This window comes from Nostoc sp. DedQUE05, from assembly GCF_034530955.1.
Classification (GTDB): Bacteria; Cyanobacteriota; Cyanobacteriia; order Cyanobacteriales; family Nostocaceae; genus Nostoc.
Genome location: NZ_JAVRCB010000031.1, coordinates 48,000 through 71,252 on the forward strand (window position 1 = coordinate 48,000; position 23,253 = coordinate 71,252).

Annotated in this window: 19 protein-coding genes; 6 read left to right on the top strand and 13 right to left on the bottom strand. The window is 41.8% G+C overall.

The features are described from left to right. Positions 1-170 precede the first annotated feature (170 nt). The 3 genes from hemN to RMZ42_RS22280 form a co-directional block, all read right to left on the bottom strand. Positions 171-1,553 carry an oxygen-independent coproporphyrinogen III oxidase gene (gene hemN, locus RMZ42_RS22270; protein ID WP_322673452.1) on the bottom strand — a complete coding sequence of 461 codons (1,383 nt, stop codon included), beginning with the start codon at positions 1,551-1,553 and terminating at the stop codon, positions 171-173. 142 nt (positions 1,554-1,695) lie between these two features. Then, a complete protein-coding gene (locus tag RMZ42_RS22275; RefSeq protein ID WP_322673453.1) occupies positions 1,696-2,412 on the bottom strand; it encodes a heme oxygenase (biliverdin-producing) in 717 nt (238 codons plus the stop codon). Between the two features lie 405 nt (positions 2,413-2,817). Then, positions 2,818-5,073, bottom strand: coding sequence for an FdhF/YdeP family oxidoreductase (locus RMZ42_RS22280; RefSeq protein WP_322673454.1), 2,256 nt, complete (start codon positions 5,071-5,073; stop codon positions 2,818-2,820). Positions 5,074-5,492: 419 nt separating this feature from the next. Here RMZ42_RS22280 and RMZ42_RS22285 point away from each other — a divergent pair, with 419 nt between their 5' ends. Continuing rightward, positions 5,493-7,727, top strand: coding sequence for a DUF1796 family putative cysteine peptidase (locus tag RMZ42_RS22285; protein WP_322673455.1), 2,235 nt, complete (start codon positions 5,493-5,495; stop codon positions 7,725-7,727). A gap of 138 nt (positions 7,728-7,865) precedes the next feature. Here the strand turns inward: RMZ42_RS22285 and RMZ42_RS22290 are convergent, their stop codons facing one another. Next, a complete protein-coding gene (locus RMZ42_RS22290; protein ID WP_322673456.1) occupies positions 7,866-8,987 on the bottom strand; it encodes an aldo/keto reductase in 1,122 nt (373 codons plus the stop codon). Between the two features lie 34 nt (positions 8,988-9,021). Here RMZ42_RS22290 and RMZ42_RS22295 point away from each other — a divergent pair, with 34 nt between their 5' ends. Beyond that, positions 9,022-10,059 carry an AraC family transcriptional regulator gene (locus RMZ42_RS22295; RefSeq protein WP_322673490.1) on the top strand — a complete coding sequence of 346 codons (1,038 nt, stop codon included), beginning with the start codon at positions 9,022-9,024 and terminating at the stop codon, positions 10,057-10,059. A gap of 109 nt (positions 10,060-10,168) precedes the next feature. Here the strand turns inward: RMZ42_RS22295 and RMZ42_RS22300 are convergent, their stop codons facing one another. The 7 genes from RMZ42_RS22300 to RMZ42_RS22330 all read right to left on the bottom strand — a co-directional run bounded on the left by RMZ42_RS22300 (position 10,169) and on the right by RMZ42_RS22330 (position 18,402). Beyond that, entirely contained in the window at positions 10,169-11,671 is a 1,503-nt protein-coding gene (locus RMZ42_RS22300; RefSeq protein WP_322673457.1) for an acyl-CoA synthetase, read from the bottom strand. A 122-nt stretch (positions 11,672-11,793) separates the two neighbouring features. Next, positions 11,794-12,774: a magnesium transporter CorA family protein gene (locus tag RMZ42_RS22305; protein WP_322673458.1), complete on the bottom strand. Its 981-nt coding sequence runs from the start codon at positions 12,772-12,774 to the stop codon at positions 11,794-11,796. A 220-nt stretch (positions 12,775-12,994) separates the two neighbouring features. Beyond that, complete coding sequence (locus RMZ42_RS22310; RefSeq protein WP_322673459.1) at positions 12,995-15,055, bottom strand: tetratricopeptide repeat protein; 2,061 nt, start codon at positions 15,053-15,055, stop codon at positions 12,995-12,997. A gap of 366 nt (positions 15,056-15,421) precedes the next feature. Then, entirely contained in the window at positions 15,422-17,269 is a 1,848-nt protein-coding gene (locus tag RMZ42_RS22315) for an aspartate kinase (RefSeq protein ID WP_322673460.1), read from the bottom strand. 119 nt (positions 17,270-17,388) lie between these two features. Beyond that, positions 17,389-17,958, bottom strand: coding sequence for a Uma2 family endonuclease (locus tag RMZ42_RS22320; protein WP_322673461.1), 570 nt, complete (start codon positions 17,956-17,958; stop codon positions 17,389-17,391). Positions 17,959-18,040: 82 nt separating this feature from the next. Beyond that, a complete protein-coding gene (locus tag RMZ42_RS22325; RefSeq protein WP_322673462.1) occupies positions 18,041-18,229 on the bottom strand; it encodes a type II toxin-antitoxin system HicA family toxin in 189 nt (62 codons plus the stop codon). 2 nt (positions 18,230-18,231) lie between these two features. Then, entirely contained in the window at positions 18,232-18,402 is a 171-nt protein-coding gene (locus RMZ42_RS22330) for a type II toxin-antitoxin system HicB family antitoxin (RefSeq protein WP_322673463.1), read from the bottom strand. Positions 18,403-18,745: 343 nt separating this feature from the next. Between RMZ42_RS22330 and RMZ42_RS22335 the strand changes: the two genes are divergently transcribed. From RMZ42_RS22335 to RMZ42_RS22350, 4 genes are all read left to right on the top strand, one after another. Then, positions 18,746-19,018: a type II toxin-antitoxin system HicB family antitoxin gene (locus RMZ42_RS22335; protein ID WP_322673464.1), complete on the top strand. Its 273-nt coding sequence runs from the start codon at positions 18,746-18,748 to the stop codon at positions 19,016-19,018. After that, the gene (locus tag RMZ42_RS22340; RefSeq protein WP_322673465.1) at positions 18,996-19,226 is read left to right on the top strand and encodes a hypothetical protein; all 231 of its coding nucleotides are present in this window, start codon (positions 18,996-18,998) and stop codon (positions 19,224-19,226) included. Before RMZ42_RS22335 ends, RMZ42_RS22340 begins: the two co-directional genes overlap by 23 nt. A gap of 488 nt (positions 19,227-19,714) precedes the next feature. Further along, complete coding sequence (locus RMZ42_RS34790; RefSeq protein WP_416211830.1) at positions 19,715-20,080, top strand: DUF433 domain-containing protein; 366 nt, start codon at positions 19,715-19,717, stop codon at positions 20,078-20,080. Positions 20,081-20,089: 9 nt separating this feature from the next. Continuing rightward, positions 20,090-20,452: a DUF5615 family PIN-like protein gene (locus tag RMZ42_RS22350; protein WP_322673466.1), complete on the top strand. Its 363-nt coding sequence runs from the start codon at positions 20,090-20,092 to the stop codon at positions 20,450-20,452. A gap of 143 nt (positions 20,453-20,595) precedes the next feature. Here RMZ42_RS22350 and RMZ42_RS22355 read toward each other — a convergent pair whose 3' ends face one another. Continuing rightward, the gene (locus RMZ42_RS22355) at positions 20,596-22,779 is read right to left on the bottom strand and encodes a tetratricopeptide repeat protein (protein ID WP_322673467.1); all 2,184 of its coding nucleotides are present in this window, start codon (positions 22,777-22,779) and stop codon (positions 20,596-20,598) included. A 60-nt stretch (positions 22,780-22,839) separates the two neighbouring features. Beyond that, positions 22,840-23,214, bottom strand: coding sequence for a hypothetical protein (locus RMZ42_RS22360; RefSeq protein ID WP_322673468.1), 375 nt, complete (start codon positions 23,212-23,214; stop codon positions 22,840-22,842). Positions 23,215-23,253 lie beyond the last annotated feature (39 nt).

The following is a 23,253-nucleotide window of genomic DNA, read 5'->3' on the forward strand; positions in this document are numbered from 1 at the left end:
TTATTCCAATTACCTTTTGACTGCCTATCCGCTTGCACTGCGCTTCATGCACCACACAAATAAGTTCAAACATAAAATTGGATTACTATAGTCTTAATAATATCCCCTCAAATTTTATTTTTCAGATAGATTGAGGGGATAATATGTGGTAAAGATTTGCAGAAGCGATATCAAATAGCACGAGAAAACTTTGTCTCTCGCGTTCTTGTATGAGTATCAAATATGACGGCAATATTTCTTACTAGTAATCTACCGATGTCGGTAATCTGAATCTGATTTTTTGATAAACTGACTAGACCATCAGCTTCTAGTGGTTTTAACGCCTCTAGTTCCTCAGAAAAATATTCATCAAAACTGATATGATATTTGTTTTCAATATCTTGCTTATGAAGCTGAAAATGAGACATAATACTCATAATCACATCCCGTCGAATAATGTCATTCTGAGTGAGCTTGATACCTTTACTAATAGGTAAACTACTTGCTGCCAGTGTTTGATAATAATCCTTTAACTCCTTGTGATTTTGAGCATAAGCATCTTCTAACATACTGATGGATGTGGCACCAAAACCAAATAATTCTGTCTCGGCATGGGTAGTATAGCCCTGAAAATTGCGTTTAAGAGTACCATTGCGTTGAGCGATCGCTAGTTCATCATTAGTTTTAGCGAAATGATCCATTCCAATAAATAGATATTGGTTATTCGTCAATTCTTCAATGGTCATTTTCAGAATCTCTAACTTTTCCTGTGCTGGGGGTAGCGCCTCTTGAGGAATATTTTTTTGCGTCGGTTTTAGCCAAGGCACATAAGCAAAGTTAAACACAACAATTCGGTCAGGATCTAATTCAATTGTTTTTTTCAGCGTTTCTTGAAATGTCTCACGTGTTTGATAAGGTAAACCATAAATTAGGTCTACATTCACACTTTCAAACTTAGCTTCTTTAATCCAACTCATGACATCAAAGAGCATTTCTTCAGGCTGGACACGATTCACTGCTACTTGAACTTGGCGATTAAAATCCTGAATGCCAAAACTAATGCGGTTAAATCCAATCTTTCTCAGAAAGAAAATGTAGTTTTTATCGATATAGCGGGGATTAATCTCAATTGAGATTTCTGCTTGGGGATCGATGTTGAAATAGTGATTGATATTTTTCCATAAAAATTCTACTTGGTGACGCTCTAAATAATTAGGAGTACCACCTCCCCAGTGGATTTGCAGCACTTTTCTATCGGAATCGATTAAAGCTGCGGTGTTTTTAATGTCTTCAACCAAAGACTCCACGTAAGGTTTAGCAATATTCTTGTTGTTGGAAATTACTGTATTACAGCCGCAGAAGTAGCAAGCACTTTGGCAAAAAGGGATATGGAAATACAAACTCATAGGGGTTTTGCGTTGATTCGAGGCGGCGATCGCGGCCTTAAAATCAGTTTCAGTGAATGTTTCGCTTAACTCTGTAGCGGGCGGGTAACTGGTATATCTAGGTGCGCGAGTGTCGTACTTTTGAATCAGATCCAGATCGAACTTAACACCAGGTAATAGAAAAACCATTGAGTTGCTTTCCAATAAATGAAGGGAGTAATTAATGGGGAGCAGGGGAGCAGGGGAGAAGTATACAGTAAGTTTTTCCCCTCTGCCTCTTGTGCCCAATGACAAATGACAAATGACAAATGACAAATGACAAATAACAAAATTAATTAGCCGCAGCTATTTCAGTGCTACCTGAATTTTGAGAACGAGTGAGGCTATTAAAGAGAACTTGACCGAGTGCTTTAATTAAACTTCCCTCTAACTCTTGAGCCATCTTTAAATTGAACCCAAAGGCATTATTAGCTTCTGCAACAATCCGTTCTGCTGTTATATCATCAACGGGTAATGCATTTAATGCCTGACGATACTTATCCTTAAATGCCTTTTTGTCAGGAATTTGCTCAAAGTTGTAAAAGGATGTGCCTTCATACCCAGAAAGCTTTAGGACTGACTGAGCAACTTTTTGTAGCATTTGACCCCCAGAAAGATCGCCCATGTAGCGAGTGTAGGCATGACCTAGCAATAAGGCTGGTTCACTAGCAGAAATTTCCCGAATGCGGTCAATGTAGCTCTGGGCAGCAGGTGAGATTGTAACTTGCTCTCTCCAATTATCCCCATAATAGAACACCATGTCTTTTTCGAGTGAGGATTGACGATTAAGTTCAGGAAAGTAAACCGCACTAATCACAGGATGCACTCTATGGCTCTCTAATGCCGCTTCTAGTTCGCTGTAGACGTAATACAAGTTGCTTAAGAATTTAGCGAAGCAGTCTCTATCCACAACTCCTTGCAAAAAACATTTCATGAATGCCACATTTTCCGCTGATGTGTGGGCTTGTTGAGTTCCAGAGCGCAGTTTGATGGCTAGATTGCTACTCATTGTTGCTTCCTTCATGTTCAAACGCAAGGTTTATCGGCAGTCACCGACTCAGGATGCCTACCAGTACCAGCTAAAAAATTGTTATTCTAGGTTGAGAAAGGATCTGCATCACTACTATCTAGCAGCAAATACAACTGCCGATGCAAATCCCAGGTATTTTTATTTCTCCTAAGATTATTTAACTCTTAACTTATATATAACTATTAAGATATTAATATTTATTTATGTTTTTCTGATGCTTGTATTCAGGCACATCCTAGCTGAGTAGTAACAAAACTGATTGTGGAATAAGCATTTCAAGTCTTCTGAAACAACGGGTAATAAGTTTATTTATTACAATTTACTCTCAATAATTTAACTGATGTCTACAAACAACAAAAACTCAAAGCCTGGATTCGCCTGTTCTTAAAGAAGTCGAGAACCTATAATACAAACTGGAACTCTTTTATAAGCAGGTGTACCGCTTTGCGGATCGATTTTTGCTTTAAATAAAACATTAGCTTCAGGATAAAACATAAAAGCTACACCTTCAAGAATCGCCCCACAAATAATTTCAATATTGTCTAATTCTTCTCGATCTCCTTTCACTATTACTCGCTGATGCTCCTGAAATCCCGCTTTTTTGACATCTAGAGAATTCATTAAAATACAGTGACGATGAGGCATACCTCGATATTTATCTTCACTGCGATAAACTACAGTATTATGTTGACCATAGCTGCGCCCTGTTCCTAAAATTACCACAATTCCTAGCTGATTTTCTGCCACACCAAATGCTGCTTTAGTTGGTACTGATAATTGCGGTAAAGGTGTGACAAACATTTGTGCTTTACCATCAGGTGTGGGAAATTTCGGTTCATCCAAAATCCGCCCTTCAATGATAAACTCCTGCTTAGTTTGGTCAATTGTACCAATCTTCTCATAGCCAGGAATAGTTTTAGCAATTAATTCTCTCACATAAGTTGTATCTTGCAGCTTACGCCAATTTATCGGTGTTTCACTATGTAAACGATGAGCAATTTCTGTCATTAATTCTATTTCCGAAATTAGCTCGGCATTAGGCGCTTTTAAATGGCTTTTACCTTCATCATTTAACCGTACAAAATTATTACCCGATTCAGTTGTTGTTTTATGAGGATTTTCAAAACGATTGAATACAGGTAATATTAAAGTTTGCTGTTTCGCTAATCCGTGGAAATGTCCTAAGTTTGGTTTTGTAGCTACATAAAATATGGTTTTTATTTGCGATAATGCCTGTTTTACTTGCTGTAAGTCGGGGTTAGCTGCATACAAATTACCCCCTAAACAAAACAGTGTATCTATCTTTCCTAATTCTGCTGCTGCGATCAAGTCACGGGTATGATAGCCAGGAGTTTCATTTAGAGTTTTTCCTAATAATTGAGATAGTGCTTGTTTGATTTCTTCTCGCAAGTTTACAGTAACACCCATTGAACCAAAGCCTTGCACATTGGAATGTCCTCGAATGGGCATTGTCCCAGCACCAATTTTACCAGCGTTACCTGTAATTAAGGCTGTATTAGCAATACTAAAAATATTATCTACGCCGTTAGAGTGTTGAGTTATCCCCATTGCCCAGGCAAAAACTACACGCGTTGATTTACCAATTATATAAGCTGTTGCTGTGATTTCTTCTTGGGATAAGCCACAGGTGCTAGTGATGTTATCCCACGAGATATTATTAGCGTAATCTACAACTTCTTGCCAATTTTGTGTATAAGCTTTCAGATATTCTATTTTAATTAAATTCTGTTCAATCAAAGATTTTTGTAAACCTACAAATAATGCAGCATCACTTCCAGGAATTGGTTGTAGATATAAAGAAGATATATCTGAACCTCCTGTGAGTAAAGATTTGATCGGAAATGCCGGAGACGCAAATTTAACTAAACCGATTTCAATTTGGGGATTAATAATAATTACTTTCCCGCCTCTTTCCCGCAATTCGATCAATTCGTTCATCAGTCGTGGATGATTTGCAGGGGCGTTAGAACCAATTAAAACGATACAATCACTATGTTTTAGGTTTTCTAAGCTCACCATTGATGTACCTGAGCCGAAAACTTTTTTTAACCCTACTGTTGAGGGTGCATGACACAAATCTGAACAGTCTGCTAGATTATTACTACCTAGCGATCGCATTAATAATTGTAGTAAATAGGCAGCTTCATTAGATGAGCGTCCAGAACTATAACTAGCAATTCGGGCTGGTGGGAAATTAAAGGTTTGTGTAGCGATCTGGTAGACTTCTTCCCAGCTTATACGTTGATAGTGGGATGAACCCGATCTGAGAATCAGAGGATAACTTAATCTACCCAAGGAATCGCATTCTTGAGAAGTCAGTTTTTGTAATTCACTAATGCTTTTTTCTCGGAAAAAATCTCGCTTAATTCCTGGTTGCAATTCCGCAGCGATCGCCTCTACACTTTTAGCACAGCGTTGTAAATATTCTCCCGCTTCATTAACAAAGCCTCCTTTTTGTCCACCCGTGCCCCAAGCGCAGGATAAACATGCACTTTTATGATTGAGAGTTTGCCATAATTTTAACCCTTGTGATGAGAGAGTTTTTTCTACCCAATACTGAATCACAGGTAAACCACCCCCAGCAGGGGAGTTAGAATCGTTTTGAGGTAAGTTATCCATACTGAGCTAAATCTCAACTCGCTTAACTTATTATTGCTAAAAATTATTCGGCAAGTATTAATTTCAATTGAAACTATTTGTAACACTTACGTAAAAATGCTTTTCTGGCTCTAACTATATAAAAGAGAGCGATAGAACCAATTTAACTTAATCTTATCCTTTTTTTGATTTGTTCTTAATTGTGTTATGACTTTTAATACAATAAATTATATTTAATCAGTATAAGATTCTTCTATAAAGAGCCGATTTTATTTTTGAAAAGCTTGCCTGCTATAGCTTTGAGTGATGTAAATCAGAGATTCAGTATACTTAAAAAGATTAATACCGGAATCTTAAGAGTTCTATGTGATATTCTCTAAACAGATTTCAGGATTCAGCTGACCGTTTGGTATTGTCCTCACTAAATCAGGATAAACTCTATGTATCGATTCCAGATCAGTGCATACACTCAAACGGGCGAATCCATTGGTCTGGTGGGTTCTACTCCAGAGTTGGGATTGTGGGATATTAGTAAATGTGTTCATCTGCGTACAAGTGGCGATCGCTATCCTTTATGGTGGACAGATGAAATTGACATTCAAGAGTCAGGCGGTCAACAGAGAGTTGAATACAAGTATGTGCTATTCGATGTCAACGGCAACGCCCAATGGGAGAGCTTACTAGATACAAACCGCTGGATTCCAATCGATTCTAAAAATTGTGCCAGCACAATTATTGTGGATGATGGCGCATTCGGTTATTTACAACCTTATCCGTTCGGATATATTGAGAAGCTTGCTGTTAAAGTCCCCCTGGATCGAGAGCCTGAAGGTTTAAAAATCGTAGTCATTGGTAGTTCGGTTGCATTAGGTCATAAAGCCTGGTTTTTGAAAGGTTGGGTTTGGCTGTTGGCACAAGCTTTACAGCAAAAATATGGACATAAACTGGTGAATGTGTCAGAGGTGGGAGCGAATGTCAGCAGAACGATCGCTCGATTCCCTTGGTTTGTCACCCCAGAACACCCGGATATCGTCATCATTGCCCTATCTCTGGGTAACGAAGGGTTAGCTTACTGTCCCCCTCACGAACGACGAGCAGTACAGCGACGGTTTGAAAGTGGTTTGCAGCAACTTGTAAAAATGACACGAGACATCGGGGCAATTCCAATTCTAGGCAGTGTCTATCCCAACGGTGATTATTCCCAGGAACATTACTGGCTGATCCGAGATACACACAACCGGATGCTAAATTGGGGCGTACCTGTATTGGATTGGTTGGCTGCTGTAGATGATGGACAAGGAAGATGGAAAGCGGGGATATCCTTCGATCCGGCTCACCCGAATACAGTTGGTCATAGCCTCATGTATCAGCAGATCGACCAGCAACTATTTGATATCGACAAAGACGAATTAGCAGAAAAACAACGCTTCCGCGAGCCGAATGAATTTCCCATTTACTTTGATAATGTGGGCTTTAATGTTTCTGTCTGTATCGAAGAGAAGCGTTTACGGATTATTAATACATCGCAATACAGCTACACGATCGCTCCCTATTGGCAAGAACTACAAACTGCACTGCAAAGTAAGGCTGGATTGATATCAGGTATTTACATTGCCAAGGATACCCAACCAGGAACGCTCCCCTTCTTCGTTGTAGAGAATGGTGCGATCGCAACTACAATAAATATCCGTCCAAATACCGATTTAGAATATAGTCCCGCCTTTAATCTCTTTTCGCCGAACAACGTTTTATTCTATGACGGGCATTTGGGGATTTTGCAAGCAGATGAACGCCACCTCTGGGTAATCAACGAATCAGACAGCGAGTACAACATTCAGCCGATGTGGACGGAAGTTTGCAATGCCCTTAAAGCCATGCCATCAGGTGTTTATGAAGATCCGCTTTATCCCGATGTCCCTTTTCGCACAATGATGATTGGTAAAGATGGGCTAGAAAGCCGGGTAAAAGCACCACCTAAGTCTGCGGTATTTTTCCAATACAAATGTGACTTATCAGATATCAGCCGTGTGGCAATTCTTCCCCTTGGCGATCGCTGTGCCGTCCGTATGATGTTGTATAAAATGGAGTACGATGGTCCCGCCTTTCCGTTTGATTTAACGCGCACCACTAATATTGCAGATGTTGCGGATGCGATCGAAACCGGTTTTGATGATATGTGGAACCCTGTTTTTCTGCATTACAGCCCTAATGCAGGCAGGATTTACCACGGTAAGTGGTCGGGTTTATCCTTTGCCCATGAAGTTGAGGAGACAGACGACGCTGTTCAAGATATGTCTCCCGTCTATAAACGGATGCGGGTTCGTTACACGGCACGCGCTGAAAGGTTTTGGTATACACTGCGGCACTGCGACAAAGTGCTTTTTGTTCGCACAGGAATTAGCGATCGCGGTGGTGTGTTAGATTTGGTGAACAAGCTGGAAAAACAATGTCAGGGGAAGCCATTTCATCTCTTGCTTCTTTCTCCCCAAAGCAATGATGAGTTTTTAGACCTTCCCAATGTGCTGCATTACAATGTCGAGTTTAATCCCGATCGCATGTATGAAGATTTAGGACATTGGATGTACTGCACAGAGGTGATGCGAGGAATTCTAGAATCTCTTGGTGTGTCCAGCAAAAATCTCTTTTGGTGTCCGCCTAAAATACCGAAGGGGTGAGAAATTAGCTAAAGACGATGCCTACGGCTGGCTACGCCTACGCATTTGCTATTTCGGCGATCGCATTTGGTATTAGTTTCGTACATTATTATGTCATGCGAACTTATCCCCATCCGGCGTGAAGCTAGCGACTGATCGCTATTCAACGACCTGCATCTGCATTTCATTCATACGGCCACCGTGTACTTCGATCTGGGAGAAAGCAGTTTCGAGTTCGCGAAGATCGGCAGGTGTTAGCTGCACATTGATTGCTCCTAAGTTCTCGTTCAGGTGATTGATGTTGCGTGTCCCTGGGATTGGAACAATAAATGGCTTCTGCGCTAAAAGCCATGCCAGCGCAATTTGAGCAGGTGTTGCGTATTTCTTATCCGCCAATCTTCTGAGCGCATCAACTATCGGAGCATTTGCGGATAAGTTTTGGGGAGAAAAGCGGTCGAACCCGGATCGAAGATCCGTTTTTAGATCGAACTTTTTGCGAGCATCTATTTGTCCAGTCAGGTAACCCATTCCCACCGGCCCCCACGGTACAAAGCCGATTCCCAGATCCTCACACGCTTTCAGAACGCCGTTCTTTTCAGGACTTCTTTCCATGAACGAGTACTCGCTCTGAATGGCTGTCACCGATTGAACAACGTGCGCTCTGCGAATGGTTTTTGCACTCGCCTCAGACAGACCAAAGTGCATAACTTTTCCCTGTTGGATGAGGTCTTTAACCGCACCAGCCACATCCTCGATGGGCACTTTGGGATCGACTCGGTGCTGGTAATAGAGATCGATGCGGTCAGTTCGGAGGCGCTTCAATGACGCCTCAACTACTTTCTTAATATGTTCCGGTCGGCTATTTGGAACACCATCGGCTTCAATGTCAAAGCCAAATTTAGTGGCGATAACGACTTTGTCGCGCAAAGGCGCGAGTGCTTCTCCGACAAATTCTTCATTTGTATATGGTCCGTAAACTTCGGCTGTATCGAAGAACCTGACACCATTTTCATAGGCCGTGCGAATGGCCCGAATGCCCTGATTTCTATCTGCGGGAGGGCCGTAGTTGGCGCTAATACTCATGCACCCGGAGCCTAATTCCGAGACTTCCAAATTTCCGAGTTTTCGTGTTTTCATTTTGTTCCCTTCTCTATCGGGAGGCTGATTTGATGATGCAGCCCGCGCCACTGGGCCGACAGCCAATCCTGCCCCGAAAAGGGCAGTAGTAGCCAAAAAGTCACGGCGACTGAGGGGTTGACGCTCCTGCTTGTTCTTTTTCATAAGTACTCCCTTCCATATAAATATTCTGCACTTGATGGAACGGATGCCGATAGGAAAATTCTGGAATTTGATAGGTAAATTCTCCAAACTTTTAGAAATAAACGATGCGGGAGTGCGTCCAGAAGGTAAGATAAATCCTATGACCCAGAGAGAATTAGAGACACAACAGGAGCAGTACCAGCGAGCGGAACTGGTGGAGCGGATGGCGCGAGCCATTCCCGCAGATGGAGTAATTCAACCTCTTCAAGGTCTTCGCTTGGCCCGCTCCTCCAAAATGAGGCAGAAGGTGTACGGAGTGTCAGATCCCACCTTTTGCGTGATTGCCCAGGGCTGCAAAGAGGTGTACCTCGGAGGGAATCCTTATCAGTACGACCCCTACAACTACCTTCTCGCCACAGCGGAACTTCCCATCGTGAGCTGGGTTCTAGAAGCGTCCGAGGAGCGGCCGTATCTGGGGCTGCAACTGCATCTCGACGCCGCTATAGTCGGCGGGGTCATGGTAGAAATCGGCCAACTGCCGCCTCAAAATCAGAAGGCTGTTAAGGCCATCGAAGTCAGCCCGCTCGATTCCACCCTACTGGACGCCACTGTGAGACTCGTCAGGCTGCTCGATTTTCCCACCGAAGCGCGGGTGCTTTTGCCCCTCATTACGCGGGAGGTCATCTATCGGCTTCTGGTCGGAGAACAGGGACACCGGCTCCGTCAGATGACGGTTTTGGGAGGTCATACCTACCAAATCGCTCAGGCTGTCGAGAAAATTTGCCGGGAGTTCAATGAGCCGCTTTACGTTGAGGAGATAGCGCGAGGGATCGGCATGAGCGTTTCCAGCTTTCACCACCACTTTAAGGAAGTCACCGCCATGAGTCCGTTACAGTTCCAGAAGCAGTTACGGCTCCAGGAAGCGCGGCGGCTGATGGTTGGTGAAGCGTTGGACGCGGCGACGGCGGGTTATCGTGTGGGATATGATGATGCTTCGCAGTTCAATCGCGAGTACAAACGCCTCTTTGGTGTCACGCCGATGCGTGATGTGGAACGTCTTTGCGAAGCGGTTGAGGCCGGTGCAGATATTTGATTTAGCCTTTGCATGTTCTTCTCGAATTCTATAAATCTCTTCAAGAATTTCATCTTTCCACATATCTACTCTCCCATTAATGGGAAGCGTTCAGCGTTGACGATCGCTATCAGCAAAATAGCTCAACCACCGTCGGCTTAGTAACTTTCCCCATAGCGTTGCGCGGTAATTCTTCAACTATCAAAATTTGAGTTGGCACTTTATAAACCGCCAATCGCTCTTTTGCCCAACTCCTGAAAGCTTGTAATGTTAAAGGTTGTGACCCTTGCAAGACTAACGCCGCACAAACCCGTTCACCCCACTCTGGATCGGCAACCCCAACCACTGCACATTCCTGAATATCTGGATGCGATCGCAGTACTTCTTCAATTTCTAAAGCGGAAACTTTATACCCTCCGGTTTTGATGATATCCACACTCATCCGTCCCAGAATTCGATAGTTACCGTTCTCAACTACGGCGGTATCTCCAGTACGGAACCAGCCATTTTGGAAAGCTTTGGCGGTTGCTTCGGGGTTTTGCCAATATTCTAAAAACACTCCAGAACCTTTAACTTGGATTTCTCCTGGTGTCCCAGTTGGAACTAACTCTCCGTTCTCGTCTACTAATCTCACTTCAATTTGAGGTAAAGGCTTCCCCACATATCCAGATAATCGTTCACCGTGTAAAGGGTTCGATAACGCCATGCCAATTTCAGTCATACCATAGCGTTCCAGCAGAAAATGGCCGCTGATGGTTTGCCACTTTTCTAAAACTTGAACTGGTAATGCTGCGGAGCCAGAAACCATCAGGCGCATTTTAGCACAGCCTGCTGACATAATTTTTTGGCGTTCCTTAGAGGCAGTTTCCCAAGCCGCAATGAGCTTTACATAAATTGTTGGTACTGCCATAAATAAGGTTAAGTCACCGTCACAAATTCGCCTCCAAACGGTTTCGGCATCAAATTTGCTTAATATATGGCACTCCGCGCCAGCCCATAAAGCACAAGTGAGTACGTTAATAATTCCATGAATATGATGTAGTGGCAGGATATGCAAAATGCGATCGCTAGATGTCCATTCCCAAGCGGTAGTTAAGCTAGTCACTTGCGCTTGAATATTTTGGTGAGTTGTAACTACACCCTTGGGTTTACCTGTTGTACCGCTAGTGTAGAGAATTAAAGCGCGTCTAGTGATATCTACTTCTGGGAGGCGACTAATATTATGTGGGAGCGTTTCTGAGGTGAGAATAAATCGCAAATTGTGTTCTTGGGCAAGCGATGGCTGCGGCGGTAAACTACGCAGTATATCTTCAAAATTAGGATGAGCAATAATAATCGATGCTCCAGAATTAGTAATTACATACTCCAATTCTGGGCGTGGATGGGAAATACACAGAGGTACAGCTATACCACCAGCCAGCCAAATTCCCCATTGAGTGGCTACATATTCAAACCCAGGCGGAATGAGAAAGGCAACTCGCTGCTCTTGTAAATCTCCTATATTTTGAAGAAGATTTGTTGCTATTTGACTGGAAGTGTATAGCAAATCCCGATAGGTAAATGCTCCGTCCGTTGTCACAATTGCTGTTTTTTCGTTATGTTCTTTAGCACGAATAATCAATGGTAGGTTCACGTTTGTTTACCGATTTAAGGTTGATTCAGTCTACTTAATGAAAGTTTTATCTGCACCGACAGGCTCAGATAAAGGATTTTTTTAATAAATCTATATTTTTTTTATTCGTAACTTTATAAATACTACAACCAACGTTGTTTTTTCGCATAGGCAATACTGCCAATCACAATTAATGCCATCATACAGATCACCATAGGGTAAGCCAAAGGCTGTTCTAATTCCGGCATATTTTTGAAGTTCATACCATAGAAACCAGATATAAAAGTTATTGGCAAAAAGATGGTCGATAAGATAGTCAAGCGATTAATTCGTTCGCCCGTTTTACTAGCAATATTATCGCGTTGAATTTCCATTAATTCTGACATCCAGGCTCTTATAGCTTGATATTCTTGCCAGAGTTTATCAACGTGATGAACCAATTCTTGATTGAATAGTTCCTTCACTGGCTGGCCGATCCATTGGAAATCTTCATTATCCATAATAGCCATAAGTAACTTGATGCTTTGAAAATTACGACGTCCAGAACGAGTAGATTGCCTCATTGTGGCAATTTTTTGGTAAGTTGATTCGTCACCAGAATTGTCTAAAACTTCATCTTCTAAATCATCAAGCTTTCTCGAAATATAGGTAAACACAGTTTCATAATTATTTAAAATATCTTTAAATATGAGATAAAAAAGATAGTCAATTCCCAATTTTTGAATATCTATAGTTCGCTTTTGGAGATTATTAGTTAAAATACTTAAAATTTTTAATTCAGTGATTTCAAAAGTTATGATAAAATTATTTCCAACTACAATGTTGCCACGCACCACCTCAAACTCATTATTTTTTATTTGAGAACTTAGGATTTCATAACTGTCAAATAAACAATCTTCTACGTCTTCATCAATTCCTACAGGGGAATGGTTGAAAATCATGTTAACACGAGATGGATTTAGTCCAAAGTGCTTGATAATCCTGGCTGTTCCAGTGCGGTCGCGGAAGTGAATGCAACGCAACCAAATATTGTGAGAACCATCAATTCTTTTCAGTACCGTATCGACATCTCTATGGCTGAATATTTCCAGATTATCTGGATGAAAAGTCAGGAGAATTAGCATATAGCAATCCTAATTGAGTCGTAATAAAATACTGTGACTCATGGTAATTAATCAGGACTTTAGTCCTTGTTTTATAAGCACTAAAGTGCTTACTACAAACCATTAAAACTCGTTTGATAAAGTACTAGTCGTAAATTTGTAAAGTAAAACACATTTAAATAGCACAATCACTCTCTAAGAGTTTTGACGGTTGATAGTCAACACTATATTGAGTGGTAGCTCAATTTTTTTCTATTTTCCCAGATTTTGGGCGACTAGTTGGCGCTGGTGCTGAATTATTTTGTAAAATTGCAATTTCCCGCCGTGCATCTTGATAACTATCTTGTTCGCCTTGCTGTCGGAATAGTTTTGCAGCTTTTTTAAAATCTGCGATCGCACCCGATTTATTTTTCTGCTTAGTACGAATCACGCCCCGATTATAATAGGCTAAGGCGTTGTTAGGATTAATTGCGATCGCTCGTGAATAATCCTGATTTGCAGCTTTTTTATTTCCCAGTTCCAGATAAGCGTTACCACGGTTGTTGTAAGCTGCTATATTATTAGTATCTAGTTTTAGTGCTTCAGTATAATCTTGAATAGCGCCTTTATAATCTCCAAAAGAAAAGCGGTGAATACCTCTGTGAATATAAGCTGCAATAAATTTAGGATCTATCTGTAAAATAGTGTTGTAATCTTCAGTAGCTTCTACTTGATTTCCCAGATCGCTGTAAATATCACCACGATTCAGATAAGCTTCTATGTATTTAGGATTGATGTTGATTGCATCTGTGTAATCTTTAATTGCTTCATCTTTTTGTTGATTAATAGATTGAGTTAAACCCCTTTGATAATAAGCTTTGGCATCGCTAGGATTAATCTTAATTACTTTATCAAAATCTTGGATTGCTTCAAGTCTTTGTTTGAGGCGGCGGTGGAGAATACCTCGTTGCAAGTAGGCTTCGGTATACTGGGGTTTAAGAGCGATCGCTTGACTAAAATCTTCAATTGCACCTTTATTATCCTTTGATTGACCACGAGCTAATCCTCGTCCATAGTAAGCATAAGCATCTTTAGAATTCAACTTAATTGCTTGAGTATAATCTGCGATCGCTTCTTTGTATTTGCCTAATGCCGAAAAAGCAAATCCTCGGTCAAAATAGGCATTAGCATCTTGAGGATTAAGTAAAATGGCTTGGCTAGAATCTGCTTGTGCTTGCTCGTAGTCTCCTAATCGATAATAAGCATCACCCCGCCTATTATAAGCTAAAGCGTTTTGCGGATCTAATTCAATAACCTGATTGAAATCTTCAACTGCTCCTTCATAGTTTCCTGACTCATATTTATTGACCCCCTTTTGGTATAATGTCTTCTGAGCATCACTCACAAGTTTTGGCGATCTCAATTGCCAAGCTGCAACACTAAGGGTAATACATCCAGCTATCCCTGCTATAACTAGTAATAATTTTTTTTGATGCTGTTTTTGTCGATTGTCATCAACATTTATTAACTTTTTTAGGTCGTCTAAAACTTCCGTTGCATACTGGTAGCGCTTCCGATAATCAAAACGCACCATTTTATTAATAATTTTTGCTAATTTTCTGTTACATTTTATATTTTTATCGCGCCAAAGTATTTCACCTGTCAGCTTATTTTTCTGACTTCGCAAATTAGATATTTCCTTTGTAGGTAACCCTTTCAGTGCTGCGATCGCAACGATACCCAAAGCATATATATCACTGTTGTATTTGAGGTTGCCGTTAATTTGTTCTATAGGCATATACTCGGAATTTTCAACAGTATTATCGAGCGCTTCATTAAAAGTACCCAAATTAATCAAAACTAATTTTTTATCTGATTCCCGGCGAATAATATTTGCTGGTGTAATATTCCGATGAATTATGCCATAGCTATGTATAACTACCAAAGTTTCTAATATCTCTGACAAAAGACTAATTACTTGGTCTTCCTTTATAAGTTGTCCCTGGATAATTTCGTCAGTTAAAGGATTACCAGGTATGAATTCTTGGACTAGATAAAATTCTTCATTTTCTTCAAAAGAAGCAATGAGCTTTTGAATTTTATCGTGTTCTTGTCCGAGTTTTTCTAAAGTTTCTGCCTTGCTGGCAAACAAGCGGCGTAGGATTGTTAAAGCTTGAGGATTGCTATTAGGAAGAGATAACTGCTTTACGATAAATTCTTGACCATTAAGATTAACATCTTCAACTAGATAGGTTTTCTCTTTTTCCCCATCATTGAGAACTTTTAGTATTTGATAATGTCCATCTAGTAAATGACTATTCATCAATATAAAATTATAGTCTGATAAATTGTTCGATTATAGCTTAAGTGTTATTACTACTGATTTTAAAATATAAATATTTATTTATTAAGTAACTTCAAATGAGATCGATGCGTGGGCTGCTACCGCGTGTATATATCAAACGTCCCTCTCCCAAGCTTGGGAGCTACGGTGTATACACAAGTCTGAAATAGCTGAAAAACCCAAGGTTTTACCCCACCCTAACCCTCCCCTTATAAAGGGGAGGGAATAAGATTCTCTTGTTTCCCCCCTTTACAAGGGGGGATTAAGGGGGGTAATTTGACTTGTGTAAACACGGTAGCCTAAGCTTGGGAGAGGGATTTAGGGTGAAAGCTCATGATTCAGATTTTACGCTGGCACGACAAATTTCTCGCTACCAGCCAGTTCAAAGGCTGCATGAATAGCTTGCAAAGCTTTAACACCTTGCTCTTGTGCCACAACACAACTAATTTTGATTTCTGAGGTGGCAATCATTTGAATATTGATTTGTTGTTGAGCTAAAGCTTCAAACATTTTAGCGGCAACGCCTGGTTGTCCTACCATCCCTGCACCGACAATACTTACTTTAGCGATCGCACTATCTAAAACAACTTCCCCCCATCCTAACTCTGCCGCTACTTGAGTCAGCATTTTTTTGGCATTTTCCCCGTCTATCCGCGAGACTGTAAAAGCAATATCTCGTCTGGGAACACCATCAATCACCCGGCAACGCTGAGATTGGATAATCATATCAACACTAATATTGTGTTGCGCTAATAATCCAAACAACTTCGCCGCCATTCCCGGACGATCTGGCAATTGGCGAATCGCAAGACGCGCTTGATTCAAATCGAGCGCAACACCGCGAACGGGGGGAATGGGCGAGGAGTGAGGAGTTAAGGGTGAGGAGTTAGGAGTGAGGAATTCTCTCTTGCTCCCTGCTTCCTGCTCCCCTGCTTCGATTTCAAAGGCGGTGCGGAGTGCGTTGACGGCGCGATCGCATTGGTTGGCATCGACTACGCAACTTACTTTGACTTCGCTGGTGGAAATCATTTGTATATTCACGCCAGCTTCGGCTAAGGTGGCGAACATCTTTGCAGCAACACCAGGACGGCCAATCATTCCCGCACCTGCGATGCTGACTTTGGCAATATTATGTTCTACCATTACTTCGGCTTCGTCAGATTTGGGGTTAGATTGACTCCTCAGTGCTGGGGCGATCGCTGTTGCTACTGCTTCTGCCCGTTTTAATATTGGTGTGGTGACAGTAAAGGCAATGTCATTACTGTTACCTTCATGAACTGACTGAATAATCAAATCTACATCTACTTTTTGCCGAGAAATTTCGCCAAATAACCTAGCTGCCACACCTGGTTTATCGGGTACGCGCAACAAAGCGACCTTTGCTTGGTTAGTGTCAAATTCTACATGATCTACAGGACGGGCAATTTCCAGATTGATTAGCGATCGCCCTTGGGGTTTGGCTGATGTCACCCAAGTACCTGGTTGATCCGTCCAACTAGACCTAACTACAAGGGGAACCCCATAGTTACGGGCAATTTCCACAGCACGGGGATGCAGCACTTTTGCGCCCAAGCTAGCTAATTCCAACATTTCATCGCAGCTGATAGCATCCATCAACTGAGCTTCGGCAACCAACCGGGGATCTGTAGTGAGAATACCTGGAACGTCTGTATAAATTTCGCAAAAATTTGCTTTTAATGCGGCGGCGATCGCCACTGCTGAAGTGTCAGAACCACCACGCCCCAAAGTCGTAATTTCCATCTCTCCCGCGCTAGAGATACCTTGGAAGCCAGCTACTACAACTACTTTACCTGCATTTATGTGGCGAGTTAGGCGAGTAGTTTCAATATGCAAAATCCGAGCGCGGCTGTGTTCGGCTTCGGTAACAATTCCTACTTGAGCGCCAGTCATGGAAATTGCTGGTTGTCCGAGTTCCTGCAAAGCCATACTGAGTAAGGCAATAGTTACTTGTTCGCCAGTGGAAAGCAGCATATCCATTTCCCGGCGATTAGGATTTGGAGAAATTTCAGTAGCTAGTTTGACGAGTCCATCGGTGGTTTTGCCCATTGCCGAAACCACTACGACAATAGAGTTTCCAGCTTGAACAGTTTTATAAACACGCTGTGCAACAGCTTGAATACGTTCCACTGAACCGACAGATGTACCACCGTATTTCTGAACTATGAGCGCCATAACTTTTTTTAATCAATTGTGCCTGCTTTCATCAATGCTTCCGCCTAGTAAGGAAGCTTTCAAGGCTTATCAGTTATATATTTTACTAAATATTGCGTCGAATACTTTATAATAATTGATTATTCAAAAACTACATCTTCATAGAGTGTTGCCATTGTTTCCTCAAAATCCACGCTATTGAGTCGAAATGATTGATGCTCTGATGTGTAAGATTGTAAAACCCATAACCCTTGTTCATTACGTCGAAAACACTCAACTCGCTGACGTTTTGTATTAATTAAAACATATTCTTGCAGACTTTCCAGTGCTTGATAATCGGCGAATTTGTCGCCCCGGTCAAAGGCTTCGGTAGAATTAGATAAAACTTCGACAATTAAACAGGGAAATCTTTTATAACCAGGCGTTTCTCGATCTCGTCGATCGCAAGTAACCATCACATCGGGATAATAAAAGCGATTCAGAGATTCAATTCTGGTTTTCATGTCAGCCATGTAAACACGACAACCAGAGCCGCGCACATGATTACGGAGGAGAACGGCAAGGTTTCCAGCAACGGTAACATGTGGATCGAGTACTTCAGGCTTTGCATAGATGTAGCCGTCTATATATTCATGCTTGATATCGCTCTGTTCCTCCATTTGGAGGTATTCTTGGGCGGTGAAGTAGTTTTGGTGAGGTGAAGCTATCATATTTGAAACTTCAAGGTTTGAGTGATGCTGATTTCTAGGGTAGCGTTTGCTGTTAGTGCTTCACTACGAACTAACAGAGCAATTAAAAATTAGGTAATAAACCTGCTTGCTTGCAAATCTCATTAGCAGTAATCCGATCAATAGTGCGATGCCGTTTTACAGGAAGAGTTTTTATATCATTAGTATAAATAGAATGATTTCCTCCTTCCCTTAATAAATAAAAGCCATTCTCTTCTAAGTATTTAATTAGCTCTTTTCGTTTGACTGACACACTCAAACCTCTATAGGAATTTGTTCGAGCAAAGAATTACCTGTAGGAATTTCCTTATTTTGTTGACGATAGGCAAGAATCATTTCTTTTGTTGCATCTTGCAACATAGCCCTGCATTCTTCTATAGTTTCTGCCTCTGTGATGACTTCTTGCCATTCAATGAGTTGTCCCATATATCCGCTATTAGTTTTTGTATATTTTGCAGTGTATGTAATTAACATTGCTATGTTTGTGAAGATAATTATATGATCGATCGTAGCTGATTTTTTGTTGTGAAGGTGTAAGTGTAGCGTGTTAGAGACAATTTACAACCACATCAGTGCGTAGGCGTAGCCCTTCTCCTGTCGGAGACGCTGCGCGTAGCTTGCTTCCACGAAGTGGTACGGCTGCGCTCAGGAACCGCCCGTTGTAGACATCGCTTCTACATTTCCACTTCTTTTCTAGAGCGTAGACGCTTCATCGGCGAAACACCATTATTCAACGTAAGATTAAACTGGTAGCACAACGCGAGATTTCATGGCGATAAGGTTTATTTTGAGCGATTATGTTGACCGAGCGATCGCCCAGGCTATTTATGACAAGCTCGAAGATGGTACATTTGCAGGTAGGATTCCTGTTTGCAAAGGAGTAATAGCTTTTGCATCAACTTTGCGCGAGTGTGAGGATGAATTACGCTCAACGCTAGAAGACTGGATTTTGCTTGGGTTAAAGCTGGGACATTCTCTACCAATAATTGATAATATTGACCTCAACAAGGAGCCGACTCTTGAGCCGATGGATACCCTGTAAGCGTCGTGATTTTGTAAAAAAATTACGACCGCTTGGCTTTGATGGCCCTTTTTCTGGAACAAGACATCAGTTTATGGTTTACGGAGAATATCGCCTAACTATTCCCTCTAATGATGAGTATTCTGTACCGCAATTGCGGATGATGATTCGAGAAGTTGAGGTTATTCTAGAGCGGGAAATCACGTTAGAAGAATGGAATAGCCTTTAAGATTTCCAAGAAGCGATGTCTCCGACGGGCTACGCCTACGCCAGCTTTCGGCTCAATGATATACCAAAATGAATGCGTGAATTACTCAAATGAGAAAGCAAACTGGGGTTTGAGTAAGTCAAAGCTGCTTTTGCTTGCGGAAAACACCAAAATGAGAAAGTAAAAGCTGCTTTTGCTTGCGGAAAACACTAAAATGAGAAAGCAAACTGGGGTTTGAATAAGTCAAAGCTGCTTTTGCTTGCGGAAAACACCAAAATGAGAAAGCAAAAGCTCCTTTTGAATAAGTAAAAGCTTCTTTTGCTTGCGGAAAACACCAAAATGAGAAAGCAAAAGCTTCTTTTGAATAAGTAAAAGCTCTTTTTGAGAAAGTAAAAGATCCTTTTGAGTAAGTCGAATGGCATCTTTACTTAGTTCAATATGAATTTTAGTCTAGGCGATACCTTCGGTGAGCTTCGCTAACGCCCTTTTCAGTTTTATTACGGTATGCTTTGCACAAAACTAGCTTATTCTGGATTTGGGGGGAGGCGATCGCTTATGGGTTGACAATCAAAAATAGAGCGCTAGGTTTTACAATATCATCATTACACCTCAGAGCGATAAAAAAGGTTTTGGAGCGATCGTTTATGTTAGGTCTGGAGAGAATTACATTTGACCCTAGCATTATGGCTGGACAAGCTTGCATTCGCGGGATGCGAATTCCGGTTTCTTTAGTAGTAAATTTGGTAGCTCATGGAAAGCCTATAGAAGAAATTTTAGAAGAATATCCTGATTTAGAAGCAGAAGATATTCGTCAATCTCTTCTTTATGCAGCATGGTTGACTCAAGAACGAGTTTATACCTTCAAAAGTGCTTAACAAGTAATAATGAAGTTTTTGGCAGATATGGGAATTTCACTACGCACTGTAACTTGGTTGCGTGGTGCTGGTTATGATGTAGTGCATTTGCGCGATGAAGGTTTGCAAAGACTACCAGATGATGAGATTTTAATTAAAGCCCGTGCAGAAGGAAGAATTTTATTAACTATAGATTTAGATTTTGCCCAACTTTTAGCCGTGAGTGGGGAGAGTTTACCCAGTGTGATTTTGTTTAGGTTGGGGAACGAAAATTATGATGCAACTAATGAACGGTTGACGCAAGTTTTAAGTGAATGTCAGGAAGATTTAGAGTTAGGGGCAATTATTTCTGTAAGTAATGAAACTTTCCGAGTGAGGCGATTGCCTATATAACAATACGCTTGGGTTAAGGCTAAAAACTAAAACTGGCGTAGATTGGGGAGCCTCATTCTACCTCAGAGTTCAGAACAGGAAAGTCCGAGTTAAAGCGATCGCACTTTTCAGTTTTATAGCGGTACGTTTTGCACAAAACTAGCTTATTCTGGATTTGGAGGGACGACATCTGGATGTTCTTCACCCAGCAGCTTGCGGTAGAGTACCAAAGCTTGGATGTAAAAAGGTTCGGCTTCGCTGTATCTGCCTTGGGAGTTGTAGAGTGCCACTAGGTTTTTGAGACTTTGTGCAACATCTGGATGTTCTTCTCCCAGCAACTTGCGCCTGAGTTTTAAAGCTCGGATGTGAAGGAGTTCGCTCTCGCTGTATCTGCCTTGGTCACGGTAGAGTACCGCTAGGTTGTTGAGACAAGCAGCGACATCTGGATGTTCTTCTCCCAGCAGGTTGCGCCAGAGTGCTAAAGCTTGTTGGTACAGGGGTTCGGCTTCGCTATATCTGCCTTGGGAATAGTAGAGATACGCTAGGTTGTTGAGACTTTGGGCGATATCTGGATGTTCTTCGCCTAGCAGGTTGCGCCTGACTGCTAAAGCTTGTTGGTGCAGGGGTTCGGCTTCGCTGTATCTACCTTGAAAATTGTAGAGTGATGCTAGGTTGTTGAGGCTTAGAGCGATATCTGGATGTTCTTCGCCTAGCAGGTTGCGCCAGAGTGCTAAAGCTTGTTGGTACAGGGGTTCGGCTTCGCTGTATCTACCTTGGAAATCGTAGAGTAATGCTAGGTTGTTGAGGCTTTGGGCGATATCTGGATGTTCTTCGCCCAGCAGTTTACGCCTAAGCTCTAAAGCTTGTTGGTACAGGGGTTCGGCTTCGCTGTATCTACCTTGAGAATTGTAGAGCGATGCTAGGTTGTTGAGACAAGCAGCGACATCTGGATGTTCTTCGCCCAGCAGTTTACGCCTAAGCTCTAAAGCTTGTTGGTACAGGGGTTCGGCTTCGCTGTATCTGCCTTGGAAATCGTAGAGTAATGCTAGATTATTGAGGCTAGAGGCGATATCTGGATGTTCTTCGCTTAGAAGTTTTTTGCTGATTTGTAGACACTTCTTATACCAAGGTAAAGCTTGATCGTATAGCCCTTGACCTTTATAAAACCTAGCGTTGCCAACGAATGGCCAAGGTAAATCTTCATCGCTGATGTATGGAATTAGATTCTTAGCTACTTCACTTAGATGAGGTATTGCTGAGGTAACAGCAGTGATTTGCTTAAGAGTGGGGGTTTGAGGAATTTCTTTGGCGACTGCTACCATTACCCGACAAACGGATCGCTTTAATTCTTCCCCCTTATCTAAATCTGTACACTTGTATTGAAAAAATTCCCGCAGCAGTGGATGCAGTTGATAGATTCCCTCACCTTTGCGCTGGAGTAAATGCAGATTCAGCAACTTATCATCTCTAATTTCTTCTAAATCTTCGGCATCTTCTTCTGGTAAACACTGTTCCACCAACTTCCAAGGTATGGGTGCGGCTGCAAATAAACTCAATAAACAACTCAGTTGTTTATCGTCGTTTTCTAATTCTTGCCAACTCAACTCAAAGGCTGCTAACACACCTCGTTGTGCTGTCATGTCGGCATCCGACTTAGATTTAGACAGAGAACGCTCCTTATATAATCGCTTGTTCTTCAGCCGCCGCAACATTTCTGCTAAAGATAAATCCTGTTTTTGCGCTAAATAGCGCCCCACTAATTCCACACCTAAAGGTAAATATCCCAGCCATTCACACAACTGATTTGCTACAGCTAATTCTCGCTCAATTCGCTCTGGTGTTTCTTTGAGTAAAGACTTTAATAACTCCAGCGCCGCCTCTGGTTGCAGCACATCTAAAGATAACTGTGCGATGCGTCCCAACTTCTGGCGCGTAGTCATCAACACTTTAAACCGAGAAGGTAGCGACTGTAAGTAAGGCTTAACTTGCTCGTAGTCGCTGACATCATCCAACACTAGCAGCACATCACCATCACGCCAACGCCGCCAACAGTATTGCACTTGGGCAAGTATATCAAAATCTTCTGGCGGCTTTAAATCAAGCTGCGTTCTAGCAAACTGCACAACTTGAATGCCCACATCCCCAGTTTTTGCTAGCAACCAGCAAAGCCCACCGTTATATGTTTCGCGTTGCTGGATGGCATATTGCAGGGCGAGTTCTGTTTTACCAACTCCACCCATACCGGCTATTGCTGCGATCGCAACTTGTTTATTATCCTGCAAAAGTTGGTGGAGGTTTTGCAATTCTTCTTCACGTCCGACAAATTCCACCACCCCACTCAGGGGCAAATTTTGCGGTATTCCAGTAGAGAGATTTGACTTTACCCGTTCCCGTTCGGGCGACTGTAGTCAGAAGTTAAAGGTATTGCCAGAAACAGTATTAGTTCCGCCTTTAATAATTATCCCTTTATAGTTTTCAATAGTTTGAGTCAATTCCGGTTGAGCTTCTTTAGCCAATGCTTCCACAGCTTGAGCAATTTCAGGATCTTTCTTTGCTGCTTCCTCTACCTGCTGCCCAATAAGATAAGCTTGACCATAATCTAAAGGTTGCGTTTTAGCCTGTTCGATAACCTTCGCCGTGCTAGGTTCCTTGCGTTTCAGCAAAACTAACAACTTTTCGCCTTCGTTCCAAGCCTTTTCGCCGATGATTTCCCCAGTTTTTTCAAAGGCTTTGATGATTACCAAAGTTGCGATCGCACCTGCTGTCAGTGATATTGGCTCCATAAGTTTGCCAAAGTATACGAGATTTCACTTATGATTCTC

What these genes read in the sequence shown, in the direction of transcription:
- RMZ42_RS22305 (WP_322673458.1), bottom strand. Translation starts at nt 12,774, where the DNA reads ATGCTAATTCTCCTGACTTTTCATCCAGATAATCTGGAAATATTCAGC.
- RMZ42_RS22295 (WP_322673490.1), top strand. Translation starts at nt 9,022, where the DNA reads ATGGAACGGATGCCGATAGGAAAATTCTGGAATTTGATAGGTAAATTC.
- RMZ42_RS22275 (WP_322673453.1), bottom strand. Translation starts at nt 2,412, where the DNA reads ATGAGTAGCAATCTAGCCATCAAACTGCGCTCTGGAACTCAACAAGCC.
- RMZ42_RS22290 (WP_322673456.1), bottom strand. Translation starts at nt 8,987, where the DNA reads ATGAAAAAGAACAAGCAGGAGCGTCAACCCCTCAGTCGCCGTGACTTT.
- RMZ42_RS22285 (WP_322673455.1), top strand. Translation starts at nt 5,493, where the DNA reads ATGTATCGATTCCAGATCAGTGCATACACTCAAACGGGCGAATCCATT.
- RMZ42_RS22320 (WP_322673461.1), bottom strand. Translation starts at nt 17,958, where the DNA reads ATGATAGCTTCACCTCACCAAAACTACTTCACCGCCCAAGAATACCTC.
- RMZ42_RS22350 (WP_322673466.1), top strand. Translation starts at nt 20,090, where the DNA reads ATGAAGTTTTTGGCAGATATGGGAATTTCACTACGCACTGTAACTTGG.
- RMZ42_RS22280 (WP_322673454.1), bottom strand. Translation starts at nt 5,073, where the DNA reads ATGGATAACTTACCTCAAAACGATTCTAACTCCCCTGCTGGGGGTGGT.
- RMZ42_RS22310 (WP_322673459.1), bottom strand. Translation starts at nt 15,055, where the DNA reads ATGAATAGTCATTTACTAGATGGACATTATCAAATACTAAAAGTTCTC.
- RMZ42_RS22330 (WP_322673463.1), bottom strand. Translation starts at nt 18,402, where the DNA reads ATGGGACAACTCATTGAATGGCAAGAAGTCATCACAGAGGCAGAAACT.
- RMZ42_RS22315 (WP_322673460.1), bottom strand. Translation starts at nt 17,269, where the DNA reads ATGGCGCTCATAGTTCAGAAATACGGTGGTACATCTGTCGGTTCAGTG.
- RMZ42_RS22335 (WP_322673464.1), top strand. Translation starts at nt 18,746, where the DNA reads ATGGCGATAAGGTTTATTTTGAGCGATTATGTTGACCGAGCGATCGCC.
- hemN (WP_322673452.1), bottom strand. Translation starts at nt 1,553, where the DNA reads ATGGTTTTTCTATTACCTGGTGTTAAGTTCGATCTGGATCTGATTCAA.
- RMZ42_RS22360 (WP_322673468.1), bottom strand. Translation starts at nt 23,214, where the DNA reads ATGGAGCCAATATCACTGACAGCAGGTGCGATCGCAACTTTGGTAATC.